The 21044-nt window shown below is 37.6% G+C and carries 15 protein-coding genes; 11 read left to right on the top strand and 4 right to left on the bottom strand.

Annotated elements, in window-relative coordinates; all coding sequences use genetic code 11:
- Window positions 1–202 precede the first annotated feature (202 nt).
- Window positions 203–355, bottom strand: coding sequence for a hypothetical protein (locus ACM03V_RS33525; RefSeq protein ID WP_414625141.1), 153 nt, complete (start codon window positions 353–355; stop codon window positions 203–205).
- Window positions 356–630: 275 nt separating this feature from the next.
- Here ACM03V_RS33525 and ACM03V_RS33520 point away from each other — a divergent pair, with 275 nt between their 5' ends.
- The 5 genes from ACM03V_RS33520 (at window position 631) to ACM03V_RS33500 (ending at window position 8005) form a co-directional block, all read left to right on the top strand.
- Window positions 631–2754: an ATP-binding protein gene (locus ACM03V_RS33520; RefSeq protein WP_414625140.1), complete on the top strand. Its 2124-nt coding sequence runs from the start codon at window positions 631–633 to the stop codon at window positions 2752–2754.
- 188 nt (window positions 2755–2942) lie between these two features.
- Window positions 2943–3383: a response regulator gene (locus tag ACM03V_RS33515; RefSeq protein ID WP_414625139.1), complete on the top strand. Its 441-nt coding sequence runs from the start codon at window positions 2943–2945 to the stop codon at window positions 3381–3383.
- Window positions 3384–3664: 281 nt separating this feature from the next.
- A complete protein-coding gene (locus tag ACM03V_RS33510; protein WP_414625138.1) occupies window positions 3665–5185 on the top strand; it encodes a sensor histidine kinase in 1521 nt (506 codons plus the stop codon).
- A gap of 89 nt (window positions 5186–5274) precedes the next feature.
- Window positions 5275–7281 (top strand): response regulator, encoded by a 2007-nt coding sequence (locus ACM03V_RS33505; RefSeq protein WP_414625137.1) that lies wholly within the window; start codon window positions 5275–5277, stop codon window positions 7279–7281.
- 124 nt (window positions 7282–7405) lie between these two features.
- Window positions 7406–8005 (top strand): DedA family protein, encoded by a 600-nt coding sequence (locus ACM03V_RS33500; protein WP_414625136.1) that lies wholly within the window; start codon window positions 7406–7408, stop codon window positions 8003–8005.
- 73 nt (window positions 8006–8078) lie between these two features.
- On the opposite strand, the gene ACM03V_RS33495 is transcribed toward ACM03V_RS33500, so the two are convergent.
- A complete protein-coding gene (locus ACM03V_RS33495; protein ID WP_414625135.1) occupies window positions 8079–10184 on the bottom strand; it encodes a hydantoinase/oxoprolinase family protein in 2106 nt (701 codons plus the stop codon).
- Window positions 10185–10480: 296 nt separating this feature from the next.
- Here ACM03V_RS33495 and ACM03V_RS33490 point away from each other — a divergent pair, with 296 nt between their 5' ends.
- Together ACM03V_RS33490 and ACM03V_RS33485 are read left to right on the top strand one after the other, a co-directional pair.
- Window positions 10481–10897, top strand: a complete 417-nt coding sequence (locus tag ACM03V_RS33490) for a XisH family protein (protein ID WP_414625134.1) — start codon at window positions 10481–10483, stop codon at window positions 10895–10897.
- Entirely contained in the window at window positions 10885–11226 is a 342-nt protein-coding gene (locus ACM03V_RS33485) for a XisI protein (protein WP_414625133.1), read from the top strand. The genes ACM03V_RS33490 and ACM03V_RS33485 overlap by 13 nt, the downstream gene beginning before the upstream one ends.
- Window positions 11227–11771: 545 nt before the next feature.
- Here ACM03V_RS33485 and nifJ read toward each other — a convergent pair.
- Entirely contained in the window at window positions 11772–15440 is a 3669-nt protein-coding gene (gene nifJ / locus ACM03V_RS33480) for a pyruvate:ferredoxin (flavodoxin) oxidoreductase (protein ID WP_414625132.1), read from the bottom strand.
- A 577-nt stretch (window positions 15441–16017) separates the two neighbouring features.
- On the opposite strand from nifJ, the gene ACM03V_RS33475 reads away from it, so the two are divergent.
- The 3 genes from ACM03V_RS33475 to ACM03V_RS33465 all read left to right on the top strand — a co-directional run bounded on the left by ACM03V_RS33475 (window position 16018) and on the right by ACM03V_RS33465 (window position 19059).
- The gene (locus ACM03V_RS33475; RefSeq protein WP_414625131.1) at window positions 16018–16263 is read left to right on the top strand and encodes a hypothetical protein; all 246 of its coding nucleotides are present in this window, start codon (window positions 16018–16020) and stop codon (window positions 16261–16263) included.
- Between the two features lie 168 nt (window positions 16264–16431).
- On the top strand, window positions 16432–17247 hold the full coding sequence (locus ACM03V_RS33470) for a glucose 1-dehydrogenase (RefSeq protein WP_414625130.1): 816 nt from the start codon (window positions 16432–16434) through the stop codon (window positions 17245–17247).
- Between the two features lie 111 nt (window positions 17248–17358).
- Entirely contained in the window at window positions 17359–19059 is a 1701-nt protein-coding gene (locus ACM03V_RS33465; RefSeq protein ID WP_414625129.1) for an alpha/beta hydrolase, read from the top strand.
- A gap of 58 nt (window positions 19060–19117) precedes the next feature.
- Here the strand turns inward: ACM03V_RS33465 and ACM03V_RS33460 are convergent, their stop codons facing one another.
- Window positions 19118–19693, bottom strand: coding sequence for a hypothetical protein (locus ACM03V_RS33460; protein WP_414625128.1), 576 nt, complete (start codon window positions 19691–19693; stop codon window positions 19118–19120).
- 232 nt (window positions 19694–19925) lie between these two features.
- Here ACM03V_RS33460 and ACM03V_RS33455 point away from each other — a divergent pair, with 232 nt between their 5' ends.
- A complete protein-coding gene (locus ACM03V_RS33455) occupies window positions 19926–20924 on the top strand; it encodes a hypothetical protein (RefSeq protein ID WP_414625127.1) in 999 nt (332 codons plus the stop codon).
- Window positions 20925–21044 lie beyond the last annotated feature (120 nt).

Below are 21044 nucleotides of genomic sequence, written 5' to 3'. Positions count from 1 at the left end.
GCAAGTTGATTCTATGAATGAAGAATCTTCGTCCTTATAGGACGGAGAGTGTCAAAACGGATTTTGGATTTAAAAGTGAGGGCTTAAAAATTATTTTAGCGTGTTAATTGAGCAAGCATAAGTGGTTGCGGATAAATCTTGTAAAAGAAGGATTTACACAGCGACAACAAAGATGGCGGTATTGAGTTTATGAAAAAAAAGGTCAGCCATACTGAAAAAACTCGGTATCTTTTTCAGATAGCAAAAGGTATCGATCGCCTTGAAAAAGACGGGAAAATGTTTCTTTTTCGCGATATTCCCAGAGAGGAAATGCACATTCCTTTGACTCAGATGATTTACGTGGGTGATGGAACATCTGATATACCTTGCTTTTCGGTGGTCACAAAGATAGTACTCCTAAAGAATGGAGTCAAGAAACTAGTATTTATCGCACTCAGAGAGTAGAAAATTTAGTCTCTTAAGCTATCAGTGGCAGCAATCAGTAAGAAAATATCTTTACTTCAATTGAGGGCTGGCTCCTTAATGAAAATTTATTCATAGTTTTTGATGCAAATACCCCGAAACCTTGCACCACAGTTACTCTACATTGTTATGATTAGTACAAGTGTAGTTATTGGGTAAATATCGATTGTGCAACTACAAGCATTTTTGCTAAGTAGTATTTTAATTGTAATAGGGATGTTTTGGTGGAATATTTATCTGTCAAAACTTCTTTATTCTGTTACTCAATTAAATCTCAGCTATAATTATATTTTTAATCAAAGTTCTCAATATTTATTTATAATTAAACCCGATGGTAGTTTATTAGCAATAAATCAAAAAGCGCTCTTAGATTGGGACATAATTCAACAAGATATTCTAGGTAAGCCTTTATCTTCGGCATTTTCAATAATTAATGCTTCAATTCAAGGAAAGTTACAAGATGCTATTTCTCAAGCTGCTCGCGGTGAGTTAGTCAGCTTAAATATTGAGTTGTCACAAAAAGAAGATACAGTTAGTAAATATGATTTTTTGTTAACACCGATAACTAACGAAAAAGGGAAAATAACGCTGATAGTCGCTGAAGTTTCCGATCGTAATCAAGTTGTTCGAGCAGAAATATCACTACAAAAGCAATTACTACAAGTTTGTTTTGATCGAGCTTCTATTGGTTTAGCTATTATGGACGATCAATGGCGACACAGGATCGTAAACAAAACTTTAGCTGATATTAATGGTAAATCGGCAGAGGAGCAAATTGGTAGAACCGTTCGCGAAATTTTACCAAAATTAGCTAATAAGTTAGAAGCAATTTTTCAACAAGTGATAACTACTGGCGAATCTATACGTGGAATAGAAATTACTGGAGAAACTCCTAAAGAACCAGGTATTATCAGAAATTGGGAAGCTTCTTATTTTCCTTTGCCAATTTCTAATAACCTAACTGCAATTGGCTGTATAGTACTCGAAGTTACCAAACGTAAAAAAGCCGAAACAGCCCTTAAAACTAGACTTAAGCAACAAGCTGTTGTTGCACAATTAGGACATCTTGCTTTATCGGGAATTGAATTAAGGAATTTATTCGAGCAAACAACAGTTTTAGTTGCTCAAAGTCTTAATGTTGATGCCTGCAAAATTCTCGAATTGCTTCCAGAAGGTAATTCTTTACTGTTACGCTCTGGTATAGGTTGTGGAGATAATTTGATAAATAAAGCTACAGTAGAAATTAATTTTGAATCCCAAGCCGGTTATGCTTTATTATCTGGTAAACCCGTTATATTAGACAATCTGAACGAAGAAACAAGATTTACGGGTTCCTCTTTACTGCATCAAAATCAATATGTTAGTGGTGTCAGTACTATTATTCCAGGAACACAAAAGCAACCTTTCGGAGTATTAGAAGCGCATTCGAGCAAACAAGATCAATTTAGCCAAGATGATGCGAATTTTGTGCAATCAGTCGCCAATATTTTATCAACTGCAATTACTCGCAAACAAGCAGAAGATGAAAACCGTCTGCTTAATGCTAGCTTGGAAGCGCGAGTAAAAGAGCGTACCCAACAGTTAGAAGAAGTAAACCAGGAGTTAGAAGCCTTTTGCTATTCTGTTTCTCACGATTTACGCGCACCTTTACGCGCTATCCAAGGTTTTGCTCAAATTTTGATAGAAGATTATCAAAGTTTAGTAGACGATTTAGGGCAAGAATATTTAACTCGGATTACCACAGCAGCAGCGCATTTAGATACTTTAATCTTAGACTTATTAGCATACAGCCGTTTGGGCAGAACTCAAATCCAATTAGGACAAGTTAATTTAGCAACTGTAGTTGAAGAAATACTCAGCGAACTTGAATCTGAATTACAAGAAAACCAAGCGCAAGTTATTATAAAAACAACGCTTCCCGTTGTAATCGGGCAGCAAAGCGTTTTAAAGTCAGTCATCACTAATTTGATCGTCAACGCTATTAAGTTTGTTAACAGTAATATTAATCCAATGATACAAATTTGGTCTGAAGAACAAGATGAATTGATAAAATTGTGGATAGAAGACAATGGCATCGGCATTGCTCCGGAACACCAAGAACGAATCTTCCGAGTTTTTGAGCGGTTACACGGAGTTGAATCTTATCCTGGTACGGGTATCGGTTTAGCGATTGTTAAGCGTAGTGTGGAAAGCTTAGGCGGCAAAGTTGGTGTTTTTTCAACACTTAACCAAGGCAGTCGGTTTTGGATTGAATTACCAGCATTTCAGTTAACAGTGAACAGTGAACAGTGAACAGTTATCAATTCTTAACTCATAATTGCTAACTCCTAATTCTTAACTGATATTCACCATATGTAACGTTTTTAGACAAGTCCTAAAATTATATTAATTAAAGTTTAAAAAATCAGCCTTTAGTATAGGTTGGGGTAATGATTAAGTTAGGGTAATTTAGAAAAACTGTAAACATTATGGGTTTAAAAGTGTCAGGAATTCTTTTGGTGGAAGACGATTCCAACGATATCCTGTTTATACAACGGGCTTTTCGTCGAAGCAAATTGGAGAACCTTATCCAGGTAGTGCGCGATGGCGATCAAGCTTTTGCATATCTTTCGGGTGAGGGAGATTATGCCAATAGAAATGTTTATCCTTTGCCTAGTATGATACTTTTAGACCTTAAACTTCCGCGTCGTTCGGGTTTAGAGGTTCTTGAATGGTTAAAAAATCAACCTGTTCTCAAACGTATTCCTGTTGTAATATTAACTTCTTCTAAAGAAAATATTGATGTAGATAGAGCTTATGATATAGGGGTAAATTCATATTTGTTAAAGCCAGTTAGTTATAATGCTTTGAATGAGATGATTGATACACTAAATACTTTTTGGCTAAAGTTAAATTGCTACCCTTCTATTGCTTCTGCATAGGATATTTTAGTTAAATAATTTGTTGAATTCTGACTTTTATTTTTTTCGTCTTCATTTTATATAACACCAAAAAAATAAATTATTTATCTAAAACTACTAATTGCAATAATAAGTAATTACTAATTACGTACAATCTTGACTGTTTAAGTTTAATATATTCGGTTTTATACTGTTTTATAAATCCGAAAACATTTTGAATTAAGCAGTTGTTTGAATATTGATTTATAACCCGATCAATAGACAAAAGATTAGATGATTCTGCGGCAATTTGTAGATTTTGTATGCGTCAATATATCTATATGAATAAAACTCGTCCTTTACAAAATCTTGTAATTATTGATGATAATCCAGATGATCGACTTTTAGCTATCCGAGAGCTTGGAAAAGAGTTTTCTGAGTTGCATATAGTAGAAATTAATGATGCTGATGGCTTAGCGTCAGTATTAGAAGCAGATAATTACGATTTAGTTATTACAGATTATCAACTTAAGTGGACAAATGGGCTTGATGTTCTAAATGCTTTAAAATTTCGTCATCCTGATGTTCCGGTAATCATGTTTACTAATTCCGGTACTCAGGAAGTTGCCATTGAAGCAATGAAAGCGGGTTTGGATGATTATGTGATTAAATCACCCAAGCATTTTGTACGTTTGAGTCAAGCTGTACGTCAAGCTTGGGAAAATGCTCAAACTCGCGCTCGATTAAATCAAACAAGTTTACGCTTGCAATTTTTACTCAACCAACTGAATGTAGGAGTATTTCGGGCTACTTTAGATGGAGAATTGCTCGAATCTAATGTTGGTTTTTTACATCTTTTAAAGTTAAATACTCCAGAAGAAGCACGAATATTTTATCGTAATTATCCACAATTAAATTTTGTTGATTCAGATAGTGAACCACCTTGGGAAAAAGAATTTAAATTACTGCTCGACGGCAATACTACTTGGTTAATGTTGAGGGAGACTCTTACCGAATTAAATGGTGAAACTGTAATTGATGGGTTGTTGCAAGATATTACCGAAAGAAAATCCGCTGAAGCTGAGATTCGACAACTCAATCAAACCCTTGAGCGTCGTGTTTTAGAACGTACCGCTCAATTAGAAGCTACTAACAAAGAACTAGAAACCTTCGCTTATTCAGTGTCTCACGATTTGCGATCGCCAATTCGTCAAGTTTATAGTTTTGCCCATTTACTACAAGAGTCTTTAAAATCTATCAATCTTGCGGAAGATATTCAGAATTATTTAGGAATGATTGTTAAACTTACCAAACGAGCCGGTAAGATGATAGATGATTTAATGGAATTTTCCAGCACCGGAAGATTTGAAATGCTCTATAGCACCATTGACATGAATCGTTTGGTGCAAGAAGTTAAGCAGGAGATAATTTCGCAAACCCAGGATAGAACAATCCTTTGGGATGTCGAATCGTTTCCTCAAATAAATGGCGATCGCACTTTAATTACAATAGTTTGGCAAAACCTGATTGAAAATGCCGTAAAATATACAAGTTACAAAGAAATTGCAGAAATTAACATTGGTAGCAGTAGCGATTTATCAGAAATAACTTTTTTTATCCAAGATAATGGAGTCGGGTTTGATACGCGCTACGTTGAAAAAATCTTTGGCATTTTTCAAAGATTGCATACTAATGAAGAGTTTGAAGGAACCGGAATCGGACTTGCTAACGTACAGCGTATAATTCATCGTCACGGAGGAAGAATTTGGGTTGAATCAACAGTAAATAAAGGAACAACATTTTATTTCTCTTTACCAATTAATCAGTTCCTAACTCCTACTTAAATAAATGTTAAAAATTGTTCTTTAGATAGACGATAAAAAATATATATTTTAGTATTCTTCTGGAGAGGAAATTAATATCTAAAAAATTCTTGCGAAGCACCCTGGAGGTAGTCACTCTGCTAGTAAACACTTTATCCAACAATCGGCTTTCTCAAAAAATGCTGCATATCTTGTTGTTAGAAGATGATTCCGCAGATAGCGAGTTAATCCGCGCTACCCTGAGAGATGGCGGTATAAATTGTGAATTAAAGCAGGTTGTGAATCGTACAGATTTTTTAGCCGAATTGCAAAATGATAATTTAGATTTAATTTTATCTGACTATCATCTGCCTCAATTTGACGGACTTTCAGCTTTAAAAATAGCTCAAGAAACTCGTCCGGATGTACCTTTTATATTAGTTTCTGGGGTATTAGGAGAAGAAAGAGCTATAGAAGCGCTCAAAGATGGAGTAACTGATTATATTCTCAAACAACGGTTAGAGCGTTTGCTTCCCTCCGTACAACGAGCGTTACGCGAAAGTCAGGAGCGTCGCGAACTTCAGCGGATAGAAGAATCTTTGCGTCAAACAGATGATATGCTGCGAGCCGTAGTTGACGCTTCTCCAGTGGCAATTATTACTTTGAGCTTAGATTATCAGGTTTTAAGTTGGAATAAAACAGCCGAGCAAATTTACGGTTGGAAAAAGTTAGAAATTTTACATCAACCGTTACCAGTTATTCCAGAACGTTTTCAAAGTGCTTTTAGAAGTTATGTAGAAAGGGTATTGCAAAACCAGACTTTAAAAAACTTAGAATTTCGTCATCTGAGAAAAGACGGTTCTGAAGTTGATATTAATGTTTCCCTGGCACCAATACACGATTTTGAAGGAAATAGCTGTTGTTTTATTATGACTGCTGTTGATATTACTTTAAACAAGCAAGTAGAAGCAGAGCGTAGAATTTTACTAGAGCGAGAACAAAAAGCTCGTGCGGATGCGGAAGAAGCCAGTCGGATCAAAGATGAATTTCTAGCAATAGTTTCTCATGAATTGCGGACTCCACTCAACGCAATTTTGGGATGGACTAAACTGATTAGTAGTGGCAGAATTAAACCAGAAAGATTTGAGCAAGCGTTGGAAGTTATTGACAGAAATGCAACTTTACAAGCGCAATTAATCGAAGATTTGCTTGATATTTCGCGGATAATTCGCGGTAAACTCCATTTAGAACTAAACCCAGTTGATTTAAAGAGCGTAATTCGAGAAACTGTAGAAACTTTAGCTTTAGCCGCAGAAGCCAAATCCATTAACGTAGAGCTTAACTTAGATAACAATGTTGCTCCCATAGTTGGGGATTCCAATCGTCTTTCTCAAATATTGTGGAATTTGCTTTCTAACGCAATTAAATTTACCCCTTCCCAGGGAAGCATTGAAATAAATTTAACACAAGTAAATTCAACGGTTCAAATTCGAGTTAGCGATACGGGAATTGGTATAAATTCCGATTTTCTACCTTTGATTTTTGAATATTTTCGGCAAGTTGATAGTTCCTCAACTCGTCCCAAAGGTGGTTTAGGCTTGGGTTTGGCAATCTCCCGAAACTTAGTAGAAGCCCACGGTGGTACAATCGTAGTAGAAAGTCCGGGAGAGGAACAAGGGGCAGCTTTTACAGTAAAATTGCCGAGAAAACCGAGCAATATAAAGTCACAACCATTACCAGAATTACAAGATAGTGACAGCCAACTTCATGGAATCAAAGCATTAATAGTAGATGACGAACCCGATGCTCGCGAATTGTTAGCTTTTATTTTAGAAGAGCAAGGTGCTGAAGTTGAATTGGCAGGCTCGGCTAAAGAAGCTTTAAGTAAAATTGGGACTTTTTTGCCCGATATTTTAATCAGCGATATAGGAATGCCAGGAGAAGACGGTTTAAGTTTGTTAAAAAAAGTACGTCAGCTTCCCTCAAATCAGGGAGGTGAAGTTGTTGCGATCGCGCTGACAGCATTTGCAACAAAAGAAGACTGTGAAACCTGTCTGAATGCGGGTTTTCAAGTTCATTTAGCGAAGCCTTTTGATGCCGATGAATTAATTAGCACGATAGTCAATTTAATAAAATAAATAGGTGAAATATCTGCTTATACTATTAAGCGTTTAAGCGTTCTTTTTTATTTCTAAGCCGTATTTTATTCTTACACTACTCTCTACTTCGTACTTCCTACTTCCTAGTTAATAAAAAAATAAAATGCTTGATTGGATAACAAATATAATATCTTCCTTTAGCTACCTGGGCATTGGTTTCCTAATGTTTTTAGAAAACATCTTTCCACCCATACCTTCAGAATTAATTATGCCATTAGCGGGGTTCACCGTAACTCAAGGTAAGCTAGATTTGCAATTTGTGATTTTAGCAGGAACCTTGGGTTCAGTTTTAGGTGCATTACCTTGGTATTACGTCGGTAAACTTGTGGGTGAAAGACGTTTGCGAGAATGGATAGATAAATATGGAAAATGGTTAACTTTATCGGGTTCCGATATAGATAAATCGAAAAGATGGTTAAATAAATATGGGAAAGCAGTAGTATTTTTTGGGCGTTTAGTTCCTGGAATTCGTACATTTATTTCCGTTCCCGCAGGATTAGAAAATATGCCTTTAATTCCGTTTGTATTATATTCCTTTGCGGGTAGCTTAATGTGGACGGCAATTTTAACATATGCAGGATTCCTATTAGGAGAGAATTTTCAACTAGTAGAAAAATATATCGGGCCATTTTCTGGAATTGTTTTCGCTTCCCTAGCAATTTTATTAATAATTTCATTTATTCGCCGCAAACGTAAACAGTGAAAAGTAAATCAAAAGTTCGTAGTAAGAGCTTTAGCTCCTCTTCTCCGAGCGCTAAAGCGCTTACTACAAACCTTTAAACCCGCTCTAAAATCAAATGATTGCGCTCGCTTAACTCAGCTTGCCAATTCGGCTCAACCACAATCGTACTAATCTTTTCCACAATAATCGCCGCACCTTTAACAACATCCCCCGGTTGTAAATCTTCCCGGCGATAAACTGGCGCACAATAGCATTTATCTTGAGTAAACATCTGCACCGTTTCCACATAATTCGGGAATTCATCTAAACCCCGACTGCGTTTAACCAAAGCTTCCTCCGGAGTATCCATTTTTTGAATAACCTCCACCGAAACCGACTCCACAATTAAACCTTTATCCCCTTGAGTAAAACCATATCTCAACTGATGCTCCCGCTCAAACTCAGAGCGCATCACTGCCACATTTAGATTAAAATCAACACCTAAAACAGAATTAGTCCCCTCATACTTCAAATTAACTTTTCTTATAACCTCCTCTTCCTCTGCGTTTACCTCCGCGCTCCTCTGCGTTTCTAATTCCCCCCTCCCTTGACTTTCCAACCCCTCCATCAACCCCCGCAAAGCCAACAACTCTTCATCCAAAACCTGCTCCACCCCCGCTTCCCGAATCGCTCTGACATCAGCCAAACCCATACCGTAAGCGGAAAGCACCCCCGCATAAGGATGTAGAAAAATCTTCTTCATCCCCAAAGTATCTGCAATTAAACAAGCAACCTGCGCTCCCGCACCGCCAAAACAGCAAAGCGCGTAATTAGTCACATCATAACCGCGTTGCAGACTTATTTTTTTTATAGCATTTGCCATACTTTCCACAGCTATGGAAATAAATCCAGCGGCGACTTGTTCTGGTGTACGATTATTTCCGGTAGCTGTTTCTATATCCTGGGCTAGCTGTATAAATTTTTCGGTAACAACATCTTTATCCAAAGGTAAATTTCCATCTTTACCGAATACCGCAGGGAAATATTGCGGATGAATTTTACCTAACATCACATTAGCATCCGTCACCGCCAACTTACCCCCGCGACGGTAACAAGCAGGCCCCGGATTTGAACCAGCAGAGGAGGGCCCCACCCGATAGCTCGAACCATCAAACGATAAAATTGAACCACCACCCGCAGCGATTGTATGTATTGCCAGCACCGGAACCCGCATTCTTGCTCCAGCAATTTCGTTTTCTAACTGTCGCTCGTACTCCCCGTTAAAATGGGCAACATCAGTACTAGTTCCCCCCATATCAAAAGTAATTATAGAATCAAAACCACCCCTCAAACTAGTTTGCACCGCACCAACAATACCACCCGCAGGGCCGCTTAAAATGCTATCCTTTCCTTGGAATTGTTGGGCATCAACTAACCCGCCATCCGACTTCATAAACATCAACTTCACACCGGGTAATTGACTAGCTACAGCGTCAACATAGCGACGTAGAATAGGAGTTAAATACGCATCAACAACCGTCGTATCACCCCGACTAACTAACTTCATCAACGGACTAACTTGATGAGAAACCGATATCTGCGTAAAACCGACATCGCGAGCAATTGTAGCTACCTGTTGCTCGTGCTGCGGATAATTGTAACTATGCATTAAGGCGATCGCGCAGCTACGAATTCCCGTATTGTAAACAGCTTGCAAATCTTTTTTTACTTGTGCAACATCTACCGCAATTAACTCATTACCTTTCGCATCATAGCGCTCGTTAACTTCAACAACCTGCTCGTAAAGCATACTTGGTAAAACGATATGACGAGCAAAAATATCGGGACGATTTTGATAACCAATTCGCAACGCATCCTTGAATCCTTTAGTGGTGAGAAGTAAAACCCTGTCTCCCTTTCTTTCCAACAGCGCATTTGTAGCGACAGTAGTACCCATTTTCATCACTTCAATTTCTTCAGTGGGAATGGGTTGATTGCTGGAAATTCCGAGAATATCGCGAATACCTTGAATCGCCGCATCTTGATATTGCTGGGGATTTTCGGAAAGTAGCTTATAAACGATAACCCATTGTTGATTCTCTATAGGAACAATTAAAAAGCGTTGAGGATGATTTGCGAGTTGGTTGATTATAGATTGATTGTCAGTAACCGCAACAATATCGGTAAAAGTTCCACCCCTGTCTGCAAATACTTTTAGCATGGTTTTGGTTTTTGGAAGTTATAGAAGTAGGTTATTTAAAACCATAGATGATGGAGACGTAGCACTGCTACGTCTCTACAAAAGTTATCGTTATTTAATAATGGTTTTTACGGGAAGGGGGAATTTTTTATTGTAGGGTGCTGTTAGACGCACGACTATATTGTGATTTAATTAGTAATTTTGAATACGTCTAACGCACCAAAACAAAACTCTGTATGATAAAAGGTAATCCAGCAATGGGTTAATTTCGAGAGACAATACAAAAAGATAAATATTGTTGTTTTTTTGTTAAGCCAATGCCATCTAAAGATATTATTCATGATGCGGTAAAAAATGCTCTAATTAAAGATGGGTGGACAATTACAGCCGATCCTTACACAATAAAATATGAAGAAATTAAATTATTTGCTGACTTAGCCGCACAGCGTCCACTTTTAGCCGAGCGCTCTGGAGAAAAGATAGTAGTTGAAGTTAAAAGCTTTACTGGTGCATCATTTATTCAAGACTTAGAGAAAGCTTTAGGTCAATATATTATCTACCGGAACTTATTAACAGAAACAGTTCCCGATTATGATTTATACTTAGCAATCAACGAGCGTACTTATATAAACTTTTTTCAACGAAAAGCGACTCAATTTATTGTTCAACAAAATAAAATGAATTTAGTAATTGTAGATATTGCAAATGAGGTAATTATACAATGGATAAAATAGCCCACTACCGTACTTTAGTTAAAGACATTTTGACAGAATATGACCAGTTAGCAAATAATCCACCTACACCAGAGGTAGAAACAATTTTAGCCTTTGACGATGAGCGCAACCAATATATTTGGTTTCAAGTAGGCTGGAATCAAAAAGAGCGAGTTAGAGGAATTACAGTTCATATTCAAATTAAAAATCACAAAATTTGGATAGAAGAAGATTGGACAGAAGAGGGAATTGCTAATGCTTTAGTTAATTCTGGTGTTTCTCAAAGTGATATTGTTCTGGCTTTTCATCCTCCGGAAGTACGTAGAGATACAGATTTTGCTGTTGCTTGAATTTTTATGTCGCAGCAGTAGGTTGGGTTAAAGGTGCAGAATAATTTGATGATTTACGAGAAATGAAAATGCACCGTAACCCAACATTTATATTTTGGTTTTAAACAATATTAAACATATACAAAGTTGATTAAATTGCTTTCACATCCGCCTACGGTTGCAAACCGCAGGAACAAATTAGCGAAAGTCCATTTCAATGGACTGAATATTCATTTTAAAATTTAATTTTAATTTCAAAAAAGCGTGTTAAAAATATTTTGTCTTCTTCAATATTTACTTTTTACAAATGATATACAGTCCTATTTATAGGAATGCCAGCTATTAGACAGGGGTTTGCAACCCCTGGCGGTGTTAATAATGGTGCAAGATGTAAATTTAAATTGACTAAATATTATCAGTTATGTGAATAAAAAATGGTGCCGTACTCACCTAATAAAAGCTAAAACAAATTAAAAAGAAAAGATAAAATATTTGTATTATAGGGTTTGTAATAGCGCTTCAGCGCCTCCGGATGCGCTGAAGCGCTACTACGAACAATTTATTCTCTACTCTTCAACAACTTTCCTCGCTGCTAAATATTCGTACATCTTCCATCTTTGATTCACCTCTGCTTCCGCTTCTTCCATCAATTGTTTGGCAATTTCCGGCTTACTCTTTTTCAACATTTTGAATCGATTTTCTCTATACATCGATTCTTCTGGTGAATTTTTCGGCTGTCTCATATCTAGCTGCAAGGGATTTTTACCTTGTTTAACTAAGTCGGGATTGTAACGATAAAGCAACCATCTTCCCGATTCTACTAAGGCTTTTTGATTGCTCATTGCTGTACCCATATCGATTCCATGAGCGATGCAATGGCTGTAAGCAATGATTAATGATGGCCCTTCGTAGGCTTCTGCTTCTAAAAATGCTTTGAGGGTATGCTCGTCTTTGGCTCCTAATGCTACGCTCGCTACGTAAATATTTCCGTAGGTCATAGCTATTAATCCCAAGTCCTTTTTGGCTGCGGGCTTACCACTAGCGGCAAATTTGGCGACTGCTGCTTTAGGTGTCGATTTTGATGATTGTCCGCCGGTGTTGGAATACACTTCGGTATCCATCACCAAAACGTTAACATTACGACCGCTGGCAAGTACGTGATCCAGCCCGCCAAAGTCGATGTCGTAAGCCCAACCATCACCGCCAACTATCCAAACGCTTTTTTTAACTAAATAATCAGCTAAGGATTTTAGATTTTGGATTTTAGCAACGGATGTTTTTAATAACGGATGTTTTTGTTTTGGATTATTACTTCCAACGCTCTTTGCGTCGCTGCGGTTTATTAATTCCTCTAATTTCTGTTTTAGCAATGCAACTCTTTCCCTTTGCTCCCAAATGTCGGCTTCGGTTTTCTGGGGTGCATTTAAAATAAACCCTGCTAAACCTGGGGGAAGTAAACCTTTATAATCTTCTCCATAAGCCAATTCTTGTAACAATTCCGCTGCATATTCGGCTTTTTTATCAACCGATAACCGGAAACCAAAACCGAATTCAGCGTTATCTTCAAATAAACTATTACTCCAAGCCGGGCCTCTTCCTTCGGCGTTTTTCGTCCAAGGTGTTGTCGGCAGGTTGCCACCGAAGATTGACGAGCATCCCGTAGCGTTGGCAATGATAGCGCGATCGCCAAATAGCTGACTCAGTAATTTTAAGTAGGGTGTTTCGCCACATCCAGCACAAGCCCCAGAAAATTCAAATAAAGGTTCTTGCAGTTGCTGCTGGCGAATTTGATTTAATTTCAGCTTGTTTCTATCTGCCAGCGGTAATTTAAGAAAATAATCCCAGTTTTCTGTTTCTTGCTCTCGTAAAGGCAACTGGGATTCCATATTTATTGCTTTACGTTCGGGATTATTCTTATCTTTCGCCGGACAAATATCAACACAAATCGTACATCCAGTACAGTCGGAAGGCGCTACTTGAATAGTAAACTTCTCTCCTGCAAAGGCTTTATCTCTAGCATCGGTAGATTTAAAACTTGCTGGAGCATTACTCAATTCACCTTCCTGATAAACCTTAGCGCGAATCGCAGCATGAGGACAAACCATAACGCACTTACCGCACTGCACGCAGACATCCTCTTCCCATACAGGAATCTCTTGAGCTACATTGCGTTTTTCTAACTTAGAAGTACCAGTAGGAAAAGTACCGTCAGCAGCTAATACGCTTACGGGTAACTCGTCTCCTCTTCCAGTCATCAATAAGGTAAGGGTGTTGTCAGAAGAACCTCTCTCCAAACCTCTCTCCTGCAAGGAGAGAGGCTTTAAATTCTCTATATTCTCCCCATTCCCTAGTAGGGAAGGGGGCTGGGGGGTTAGGTTTTTTACTTCAACTTTATGCAAATTATCCAGCGTATTATCCACCGCTTGCAAATTCATTGCAACGATTTTATCGCCTTTCTTACCGTAAGTCTTTTTAATAGCGTATTTAATTTTTTCTATGGCTTCATCTTGCGGTAATACACCTGCTAAAGCAAAGAAACAGGTTTGCATTATTGTATTGATTCTTCTACCCATACCGCTATCGCGAGCAACTTTATCGGCATTAATAATGTAAAATTTAAGCTGCTTGTCGATAATTTCTTGCTGTATATTCGCGGGAAGTTGTTCCCATACAGTATCAACATCGTAGGGACTGTTTAACAAAAATATCGCACCAGTGATGGCACTTTTAAGCACATCAACTCGTTCTAAAAACGTCCATTGATGACAACCGATAAAATTTGCTTTGTCGATTAAATATGTAGAGCGAATTAACTGAGAACCAAAACGCAAGTGAGAAACCGTCATCGAACCGGATTTCTTGGAGTCGTAGACAAAATAGCCTTGAGCGTAATTGTCTGTTTCCTCACCAATAATTTTGATAGAATTCTTATTTGCTCCTACCGTACCATCGGAACCCAAACCGTAAAACATTGCTCTGACAACGTTATCGGCTTCTGTCGAAAAGCTGGAATCGTAGTTTAAAGAAGTATGAGTTAAGTCGTCGTTAATACCAACAGTAAAATTATTTTGCGGTTTTTCCTTAGATAAATTATCGTAAATAGCCCTTACCATTGCTGGCGTAAATTCCTTAGAAGAAAGTCCATACCTTCCACCCACAATTTTAGGAAAACTCCCCATTACCCAATTCTGATAAATCGCCGTCACAATATCCAAATACAAAGGTTCCCCAGCGCTACCGGGTTCCTTAGTACGATCTAAAACGGCGATCGCTCTCACGGTATTTGGTAAAGCTGCGATCAGTTGTTGTGCGTCAAAAGGGCGAAATAACCTAACTTTGACAACACCCAACTTTTCACCGCGAGCATTAAGATAATCGATAGTTTCATGTACCGTCTCGCAACCAGAACCCATCAAAACTATTACCCGTTCGGCATCTGGGGCACCGTAGTATTCAAAAATTCGGTAATATCTACCAGTCTGTTTTCCAAAATCATCCATTACTTCTTGGACAATTCCAGGGCAAGCATCATAATAAGGATTAATCCGCTCGCGGGCTTGGAAATAAACATCGGGATTTTGTGCGGTACCGCGCATAACCGGGTTATCGGGAGTTAAAGCGCGGTTTCTGTGTGCAAATACTAATTCATCATCAATTAAAGCCTCCAAATCTTCTGGTTGTAAAAGTTCTACCTTTTGAATTTCATGGGAAGTGCGGAAACCGTCGAAAAAGTGCAGAAATGGCACTCTGGCTTTCAGAGTTGCAGCTTGAGCAATCAGAGCAAAATCGTGAGCTTCCTGTACCGAAGCCGAACACAACATAGCGAAACCCGTAGCCCGAGCCGCCATGACATCACTTTGATCGCCAAAAATCGAGAGAGCATGAGTAGCCAGGGAACGCGCTGCAACATGGATAACGGCGCTAGTGAGTTCCCCGGCAATTTTGTACAGATTGGGAATCATCAACAGCAAACCTTGAGATGCAGTAAAGGTAGTAGTCAGCGAACCCGTTTGTAAAGCACCATGCACCGCAGCAGCAGCACCACCTTCACTTTGCATCTCAACCACGCTGGGGATGGTACCCCACAAATTGCGATTACCAAGCGCAGCCCAAGCATCAGCCCATTCCCCCATCGAAGAAGAAGGAGTAATAGGATAAATCGCAATAACTTCATTTAGGGGGTAAGCAACCCGAGCAACCGCTTCATTTCCATCGATTGTTGCGAACTTGTTCATAACTTTTTCTATAAAAATTAAGGGAGTAGCGAGTAGGGAACAAAGCTACGAATAGTAAAAATTAATTAAGTAGTTTGAGATATAAAGGGAATTGTAAATTCAAAGTTTTACCTTATTCATCAGCTTTTATCCTAAATATGTCATTAGAAAGTAATTAAAAGCATTTATTCATATTACGTCTTCCCACTTTTCCCTATTCCCTATTCAAACCCTGATGTACCAATATCTCATTATTCAGGATGAATTGCTTTGATACTTATTACGTTTTGTACTCAATATCTAAAGGTTAGAGATTCAAGGGTTTATATAATTTTATCAGAAATATAGGGGTATGGGTTCGGGCAATTTAATCAAAATATAAGTATCAAAAAGAATAATCTTGAATTTAAAAATGTTATTTTCAAACTTGTTAGGAGTTAAGATTTAGGAATTAAGATCGAGTAGCGAGTAGCAAATAAGTTATTCTTCACCTTGTTTTAACGCTCAGCAGTGTTTTTGGTTGGTTTAGTTTTCTGTGGTATAACCAACTGGAATTAGAAAAACAGTTAGCTACTTTCTCACCAGAAAATTAGAGGAAGTGGAACAAATAAGAACTGATCTAAAAAATCTGAGTCCAACTGTTATTCCTCAACTGCAAACGGAAGTTAAAGTTAATACTAAAATTAACAAAAGTCAAAAATCTATGTCAGTTTTGGTTAAAGCAATGCAAGAATTAGTTAGTTATGATGCAACTGAGAAACCAGTTGAAAATTCAATTTTGGATAAGCCCAATTCTTCAGAAATATTTCCAGCGACAACTAAATCTACAACGCCGAATTATTAAAATAATAATAGCAATGTGTCATAAACGCGCTAGCTTGAAGACAGGGGTTAAACAATCGAATCGCATTAGATATCAATATCAATTTCTTTATTTGCTACCACAGATGGAAGGGAGCGCAGTTTAACTGTACTAAACTCAACCCAGAAGCAAATAATACTAAGGATTTTCATGAAAGGCATAAGCGGAAAAAACGTTCTAGTTACGGGTGCAACTTCGGGAATCGGTCAATCAATTGCTGTCAGATTTGCTCAAGAAGGCGCGAATGTAGCAATTAACTATCGAAAAAGCCCTGAAGATGCCGAAGATACCGAAAAATTGATTTACAAAGCCTGCACCGATGCGCGTTGCGGTTGTGAAGGTAAGGAAATATTGGTACAAGCAGATGTATCTAAGGAAAATGATATTGTGGAAATGTTTGCCGAAGTAAAAAAAGAATTCGGTGGATTAGATATTTTAATTAATAATGCGGGGATTCAAATACCTGGTGCAGCACACGAAATACCATTTGAAGAATTTGAGAAAGTAATTGACGTTAATTTAAAAGGTGCTTATTTATGCGCCAGAGAAGCAATTAAAATGTTTCTGGATGCAGGTAAAGGTGCAAGTATTATCAACGTTTCCAGCGTTCATCAAATCATACCCAGACCACAATATATAAGTTATTCAGTTAGTAAAGGCGGAATGCAGAATCTAACTCGCACTTTAGCTTTAGAATATGCTAGAAGAGGAATTCGAGTCAATGCGATCGCCCCCGGTGCAACTATCACTCCAATCAATGATGCTTGGACAAACGATCCAGAAAAAAAAGCCAGTGTAGAAAGCCATATCCCAATGGGTAGAGTCGGTACTTCCGAAGAAATGGCAGCCATAACAGCTTTTCTATGTTCCGATGAAGCAGCTTACATTACCGGACAAACTTTATACATTGACGGCGGACTAACACTTTATCCCGACTTCCTAGAACCCTGGTCCGGATTGGGTTAGGGAGATGGGGAGAGGGGGTAGAGGGGGAGACAAGGGGAGTTTTAACCTTTGACCTTTAACCTTTAACCCTTGACCTTAATTACTCCTAACTGATAACTGCTAACTGTTCTTATGCGAAAATCAATTTGGCTGAATGCAGCGTTAAGCTGTTTTATTACTTGCGCTTTACCTGTTTTAACTCCTAATCGTGCTGTGAGTGCGGAAAGGTTAAAGCTTTCTTTTGGGATAGTTGAAAGGTCGATTTCGGTTGATTCTTTGGAAACTTATGCCAAAACTGGACAAATAAATGATGAATTAGCAGCTTATTTTAAATATGTCCCTAAAGAAAATAGGGGACAATTAAGAGAAGCATTGCTTGCTCCCATTCCTTTAAAGGCTGTTGAAGTTTCTCAATTTTTATATTCGCCTATTGGTGAAACGCTTTTGGAAAGTCTTTCGCAAGTAGTTCAAAGCGAATTTCGCAATCGCGGACAAACAATTCGTGAAAAATATCGTCGCAGCAGCGGGTTTTATGGGACTCGTGCGGCTTTAATTTTGGCAGCCGATAAACCTGAAAATTTTAATATTATAAATATATTACGTAAATTTCCTTCTAAAAATATTTCTATAGACTTATTCCGCAGTTTGGAAATTGGATTACGGGCAAGAAATATTGTAAATCGAACTCAAAAAGCAGTTGCACTGATTGATGGAAAATCTTTAAACGAAGCGTCGAACAAAACCGTTTCAAATAATATTATTTCAGATGCATTGCAAAAAGGAAATTTTACTTATACAAAAAACAGTAGAACCCTCACGGATGTATCTCGGATTCGCAGCTTTCCTGTAGATATTTACTTACCATCAACAACAAAACCTCTTCCGGTAATTGTAATTTCTCACGGATTGGGTTCCGATCGCACTAGTTTTGCTTATTTAGCCGAATTTCTGGCTTCCCACGGCTTTGTTGTAGCAGTTCCCGAACATCCCGGTAGTAACTCTCAACAATTGCAAGCATTATTAGGAGGAATCGCGGATACAGTTACAGAACCGAGAGAATTTGTTGACCGACCTTTGGATGTAAAATACATTTTAGATCGCCTCGAATTTTTAACTAATTCCGATCCCGAATACAAAGGACGTTTCAATATGGAACAAGTCGGTGTAATCGGACAATCTTTTGGAGGTTATACTGTTTTAGGGCTAGCAGGTGCCCAAATTAATTTTCCTCAGTTACAAAAGAATTGTCCGGTTGACCAAAACACTTTGAATGTTTCGCTATTACTGCAATGTCAAGCTTTAGGTTTACCCAAATTTGATTATAAATTATCAGATCCAAGAATTAAAGCAGCAGTTGCAATAAATCCAGTAGATAGCAGCGTTTACGGTCAACAAGGCTTAAGTAAAATAAATATTCCAATGATGATTGTAGCAGGTACTGCCGATACTGTTGCTCCTGCATATCCCGAACAGATTGTACCTTTTACTTGGTTAACAAACGAAAATAAATATTTAGTATTAATGAACGGTGGAACCCACTTTTCTACAATTGCAGAATCACCCGATGATTCTTCGATTCCTTTACCTTCGCAAGTAATCGGTCCTTCTCCTAATTTAGCTCGCAACTATACAAATTATTTAGCTCTGGCAATGTTCAAAACCTATGTTACGAATGATTCAAGTTACCAACGTTATTTAAATGCAAATTATATCAATTCTCTTGGTCAAGATGATTTATTTTTACGTGTAGTCAAAGAACTAAAAAATCAGGAATTAAGGTCATTTAAGAAGAGTGATGAAGGATTGAATGTAGCGGTTGGTTTAGAAAATTAGAGTAATATTTTTTAACGCGGAGTTTTTATAATTTGTTAAGTTGTTTATTACCAATTCCCTAATTAGTAAACTGCACCACTTCCTGTTCCAAAACTTGAATAAAACCTACGGCAATTTGAATTAACGGCCAAGCAATTAGACAAATAAAACTTGCTTTACGAGTAGTAATATCTAAGGCTTGAGTAGTTGCGACAATTACCGCTAAAAGACTCCATACTGCTAAAATTAATTCTATTGGTCTTCCTAGTAAGGGAATTAATGTGAGAAAATTTAACACTTGGGGTGCATAAGCAAAACCAATTGGACTTAATAAACTACGAAACTTTGGATCTATTGACTTTATCCACTGTCCAACTTTCCAAATAGTTAAAGTCCAAACATAATATCCGATAATTATGGAAAGGGCATCAATTAAAAGCGCTAGCAACAATAAATAAATCGACGCTCGATTGATTAATAAAATAAAAATACTGCCCAAAGCATGAGAAACACCAGCCAAAATTACAATAGTTAAAGCTAATTGATTATTGAAAGGTGTATTACAGGCATTATCGTAAAGCTGCTCGTTTAAAAGTAAAGCATTTTTAATTGTGTATAATAATTGCCATTTAGATGTATCTTGAGTTGCATTCATTTTGGTTCTCTAGACATTAGCATAAATTTGAATATAATCGAGTATTGATGAATGTGCAAGATTTATTAAAGGGAACAGGGAATAGGGAACGGGGAATGGCAAACCTCTGTAAATTAACCTCTTAGAACATTAAGAAAACCATATCAAACAAAATATTTTTCACATTGATCAATTTTATCTTATTACTCTTTTCTACTCCCTACTCCCTATTCCCCATTCCCTCTTATCTAAAATGTTAAAAATTATCGAACGGATTTTGTTATGGCTGCGAGGAGAAACTTTAAAGTTATTAATTTTCGCAGGTATATTATTAATTGTTTGGGGAATTACTGCTCCGGTAGGTACTTTATCTTGGTGGTTAAGTACGGGTACTCAAGCTTTGGGATTTGATATAAATCCGACTCCAGATTTAATTAAAAATAATTTTAATCTAAAAAATACTGGAGATAAAAATTGCTATATCATCTTTCTCCCCGGAGTTGGAGACTTTTCCGCTAACGAATTAACTCCAGGAGAAGAAATATTTCTCGATAATTTGGCAACACTTCATCCCCAATGTGCAATTGTAGACGATGTTTTTCCTTACTCAGCAGCAAATAAAAGTTTGGGGGCACAGCGCTTTTTAGCTCCTGTATGGCGTTTTGCTTCTCAAGGGCAAGGTTGGTTAAAAAGTGCAGATGTGTTGATTAAAATTCGTAACTTGTGGCGTTTTGCTATTTCCGCCGATAGCCGTTATGGTGCGGTTTATAACTTGGGAATTGCTAACGCGATCGCAGAACGTATGAATGCTGCATCACCTATAAATAATACATCCGAGCAACCTATTAAAATTATTCTTATCGGTACCAGTGGAGGAGCGCAAGTATCTTTAGGTGCATCTGAATATTTAGATAAATGGTTAAATACACGGTTAATACTAGTTTCTGTCGGCGGTAGTTTCGATGGTGAAACGGGTTTTAATAAAGTTGAAAAAGTATATCATCTGCGAGGTAGCCGAGATTGGGTTGAAGATGTGACTAAAATTATATTTGCCGATCGCTGGTCTTGGATGATAAGTTCTCCTTTTATTCAAGCAGTACGGCAGGGACGCTATCAAGTTGTAGAAACGGGTTCTCATACTCATGACGGCGTAAATGGTTATTTTAGTATCGAGATGGTAGATAGTACTGCAACCACTTATGTCGGTTTATTGCTCGATATTGTGAATCAATTGCCTATTTGGGATGATTAATTAGTATTTTGGTTTTACCGCATTAATTAAGGTCTGATACCCTCAGAAAAATCCGTCGGAGTATGCTCATAGTTACTAAAAATATAGTCAAATATATTAACTAACTTTTAGCTTTGTAAG

Source organism: Calothrix sp. CCY 0018 (assembly GCF_963920925.1).
GTDB lineage: Bacteria > Cyanobacteriota > Cyanobacteriia > Cyanobacteriales > Nostocaceae > Rivularia.
The sequence above is the reverse complement of the archived record's forward strand: the minus strand, read 5'-3'. Positions and strand labels throughout refer to the sequence as shown.

Coding starts and splice junctions, on each gene's coding strand:
- ACM03V_RS33525 (WP_414625141.1), bottom strand. CDS start 355: ATGTTCCATCACCCACGTAAATCATCTGAGTCAAAGGAATGTGCATTT.
- ACM03V_RS33510 (WP_414625138.1), top strand. CDS start 3,665: ATGCGTCAATATATCTATATGAATAAAACTCGTCCTTTACAAAATCTT.
- ACM03V_RS33500 (WP_414625136.1), top strand. CDS start 7,406: ATGCTTGATTGGATAACAAATATAATATCTTCCTTTAGCTACCTGGGC.
- ACM03V_RS33495 (WP_414625135.1), bottom strand. CDS start 10,184: ATGCTAAAAGTATTTGCAGACAGGGGTGGAACTTTTACCGATATTGTT.
- ACM03V_RS33490 (WP_414625134.1), top strand. CDS start 10,481: ATGCCATCTAAAGATATTATTCATGATGCGGTAAAAAATGCTCTAATT.
- ACM03V_RS33485 (WP_414625133.1), top strand. CDS start 10,885: ATGGATAAAATAGCCCACTACCGTACTTTAGTTAAAGACATTTTGACA.
- nifJ (WP_414625132.1), bottom strand. CDS start 15,440: ATGAACAAGTTCGCAACAATCGATGGAAATGAAGCGGTTGCTCGGGTT.
- ACM03V_RS33470 (WP_414625130.1), top strand. CDS start 16,432: ATGAAAGGCATAAGCGGAAAAAACGTTCTAGTTACGGGTGCAACTTCG.
- ACM03V_RS33465 (WP_414625129.1), top strand. CDS start 17,359: ATGCGAAAATCAATTTGGCTGAATGCAGCGTTAAGCTGTTTTATTACT.
- ACM03V_RS33460 (WP_414625128.1), bottom strand. CDS start 19,693: ATGAATGCAACTCAAGATACATCTAAATGGCAATTATTATACACAATT.
- ACM03V_RS33455 (WP_414625127.1), top strand. CDS start 19,926: ATGTTAAAAATTATCGAACGGATTTTGTTATGGCTGCGAGGAGAAACT.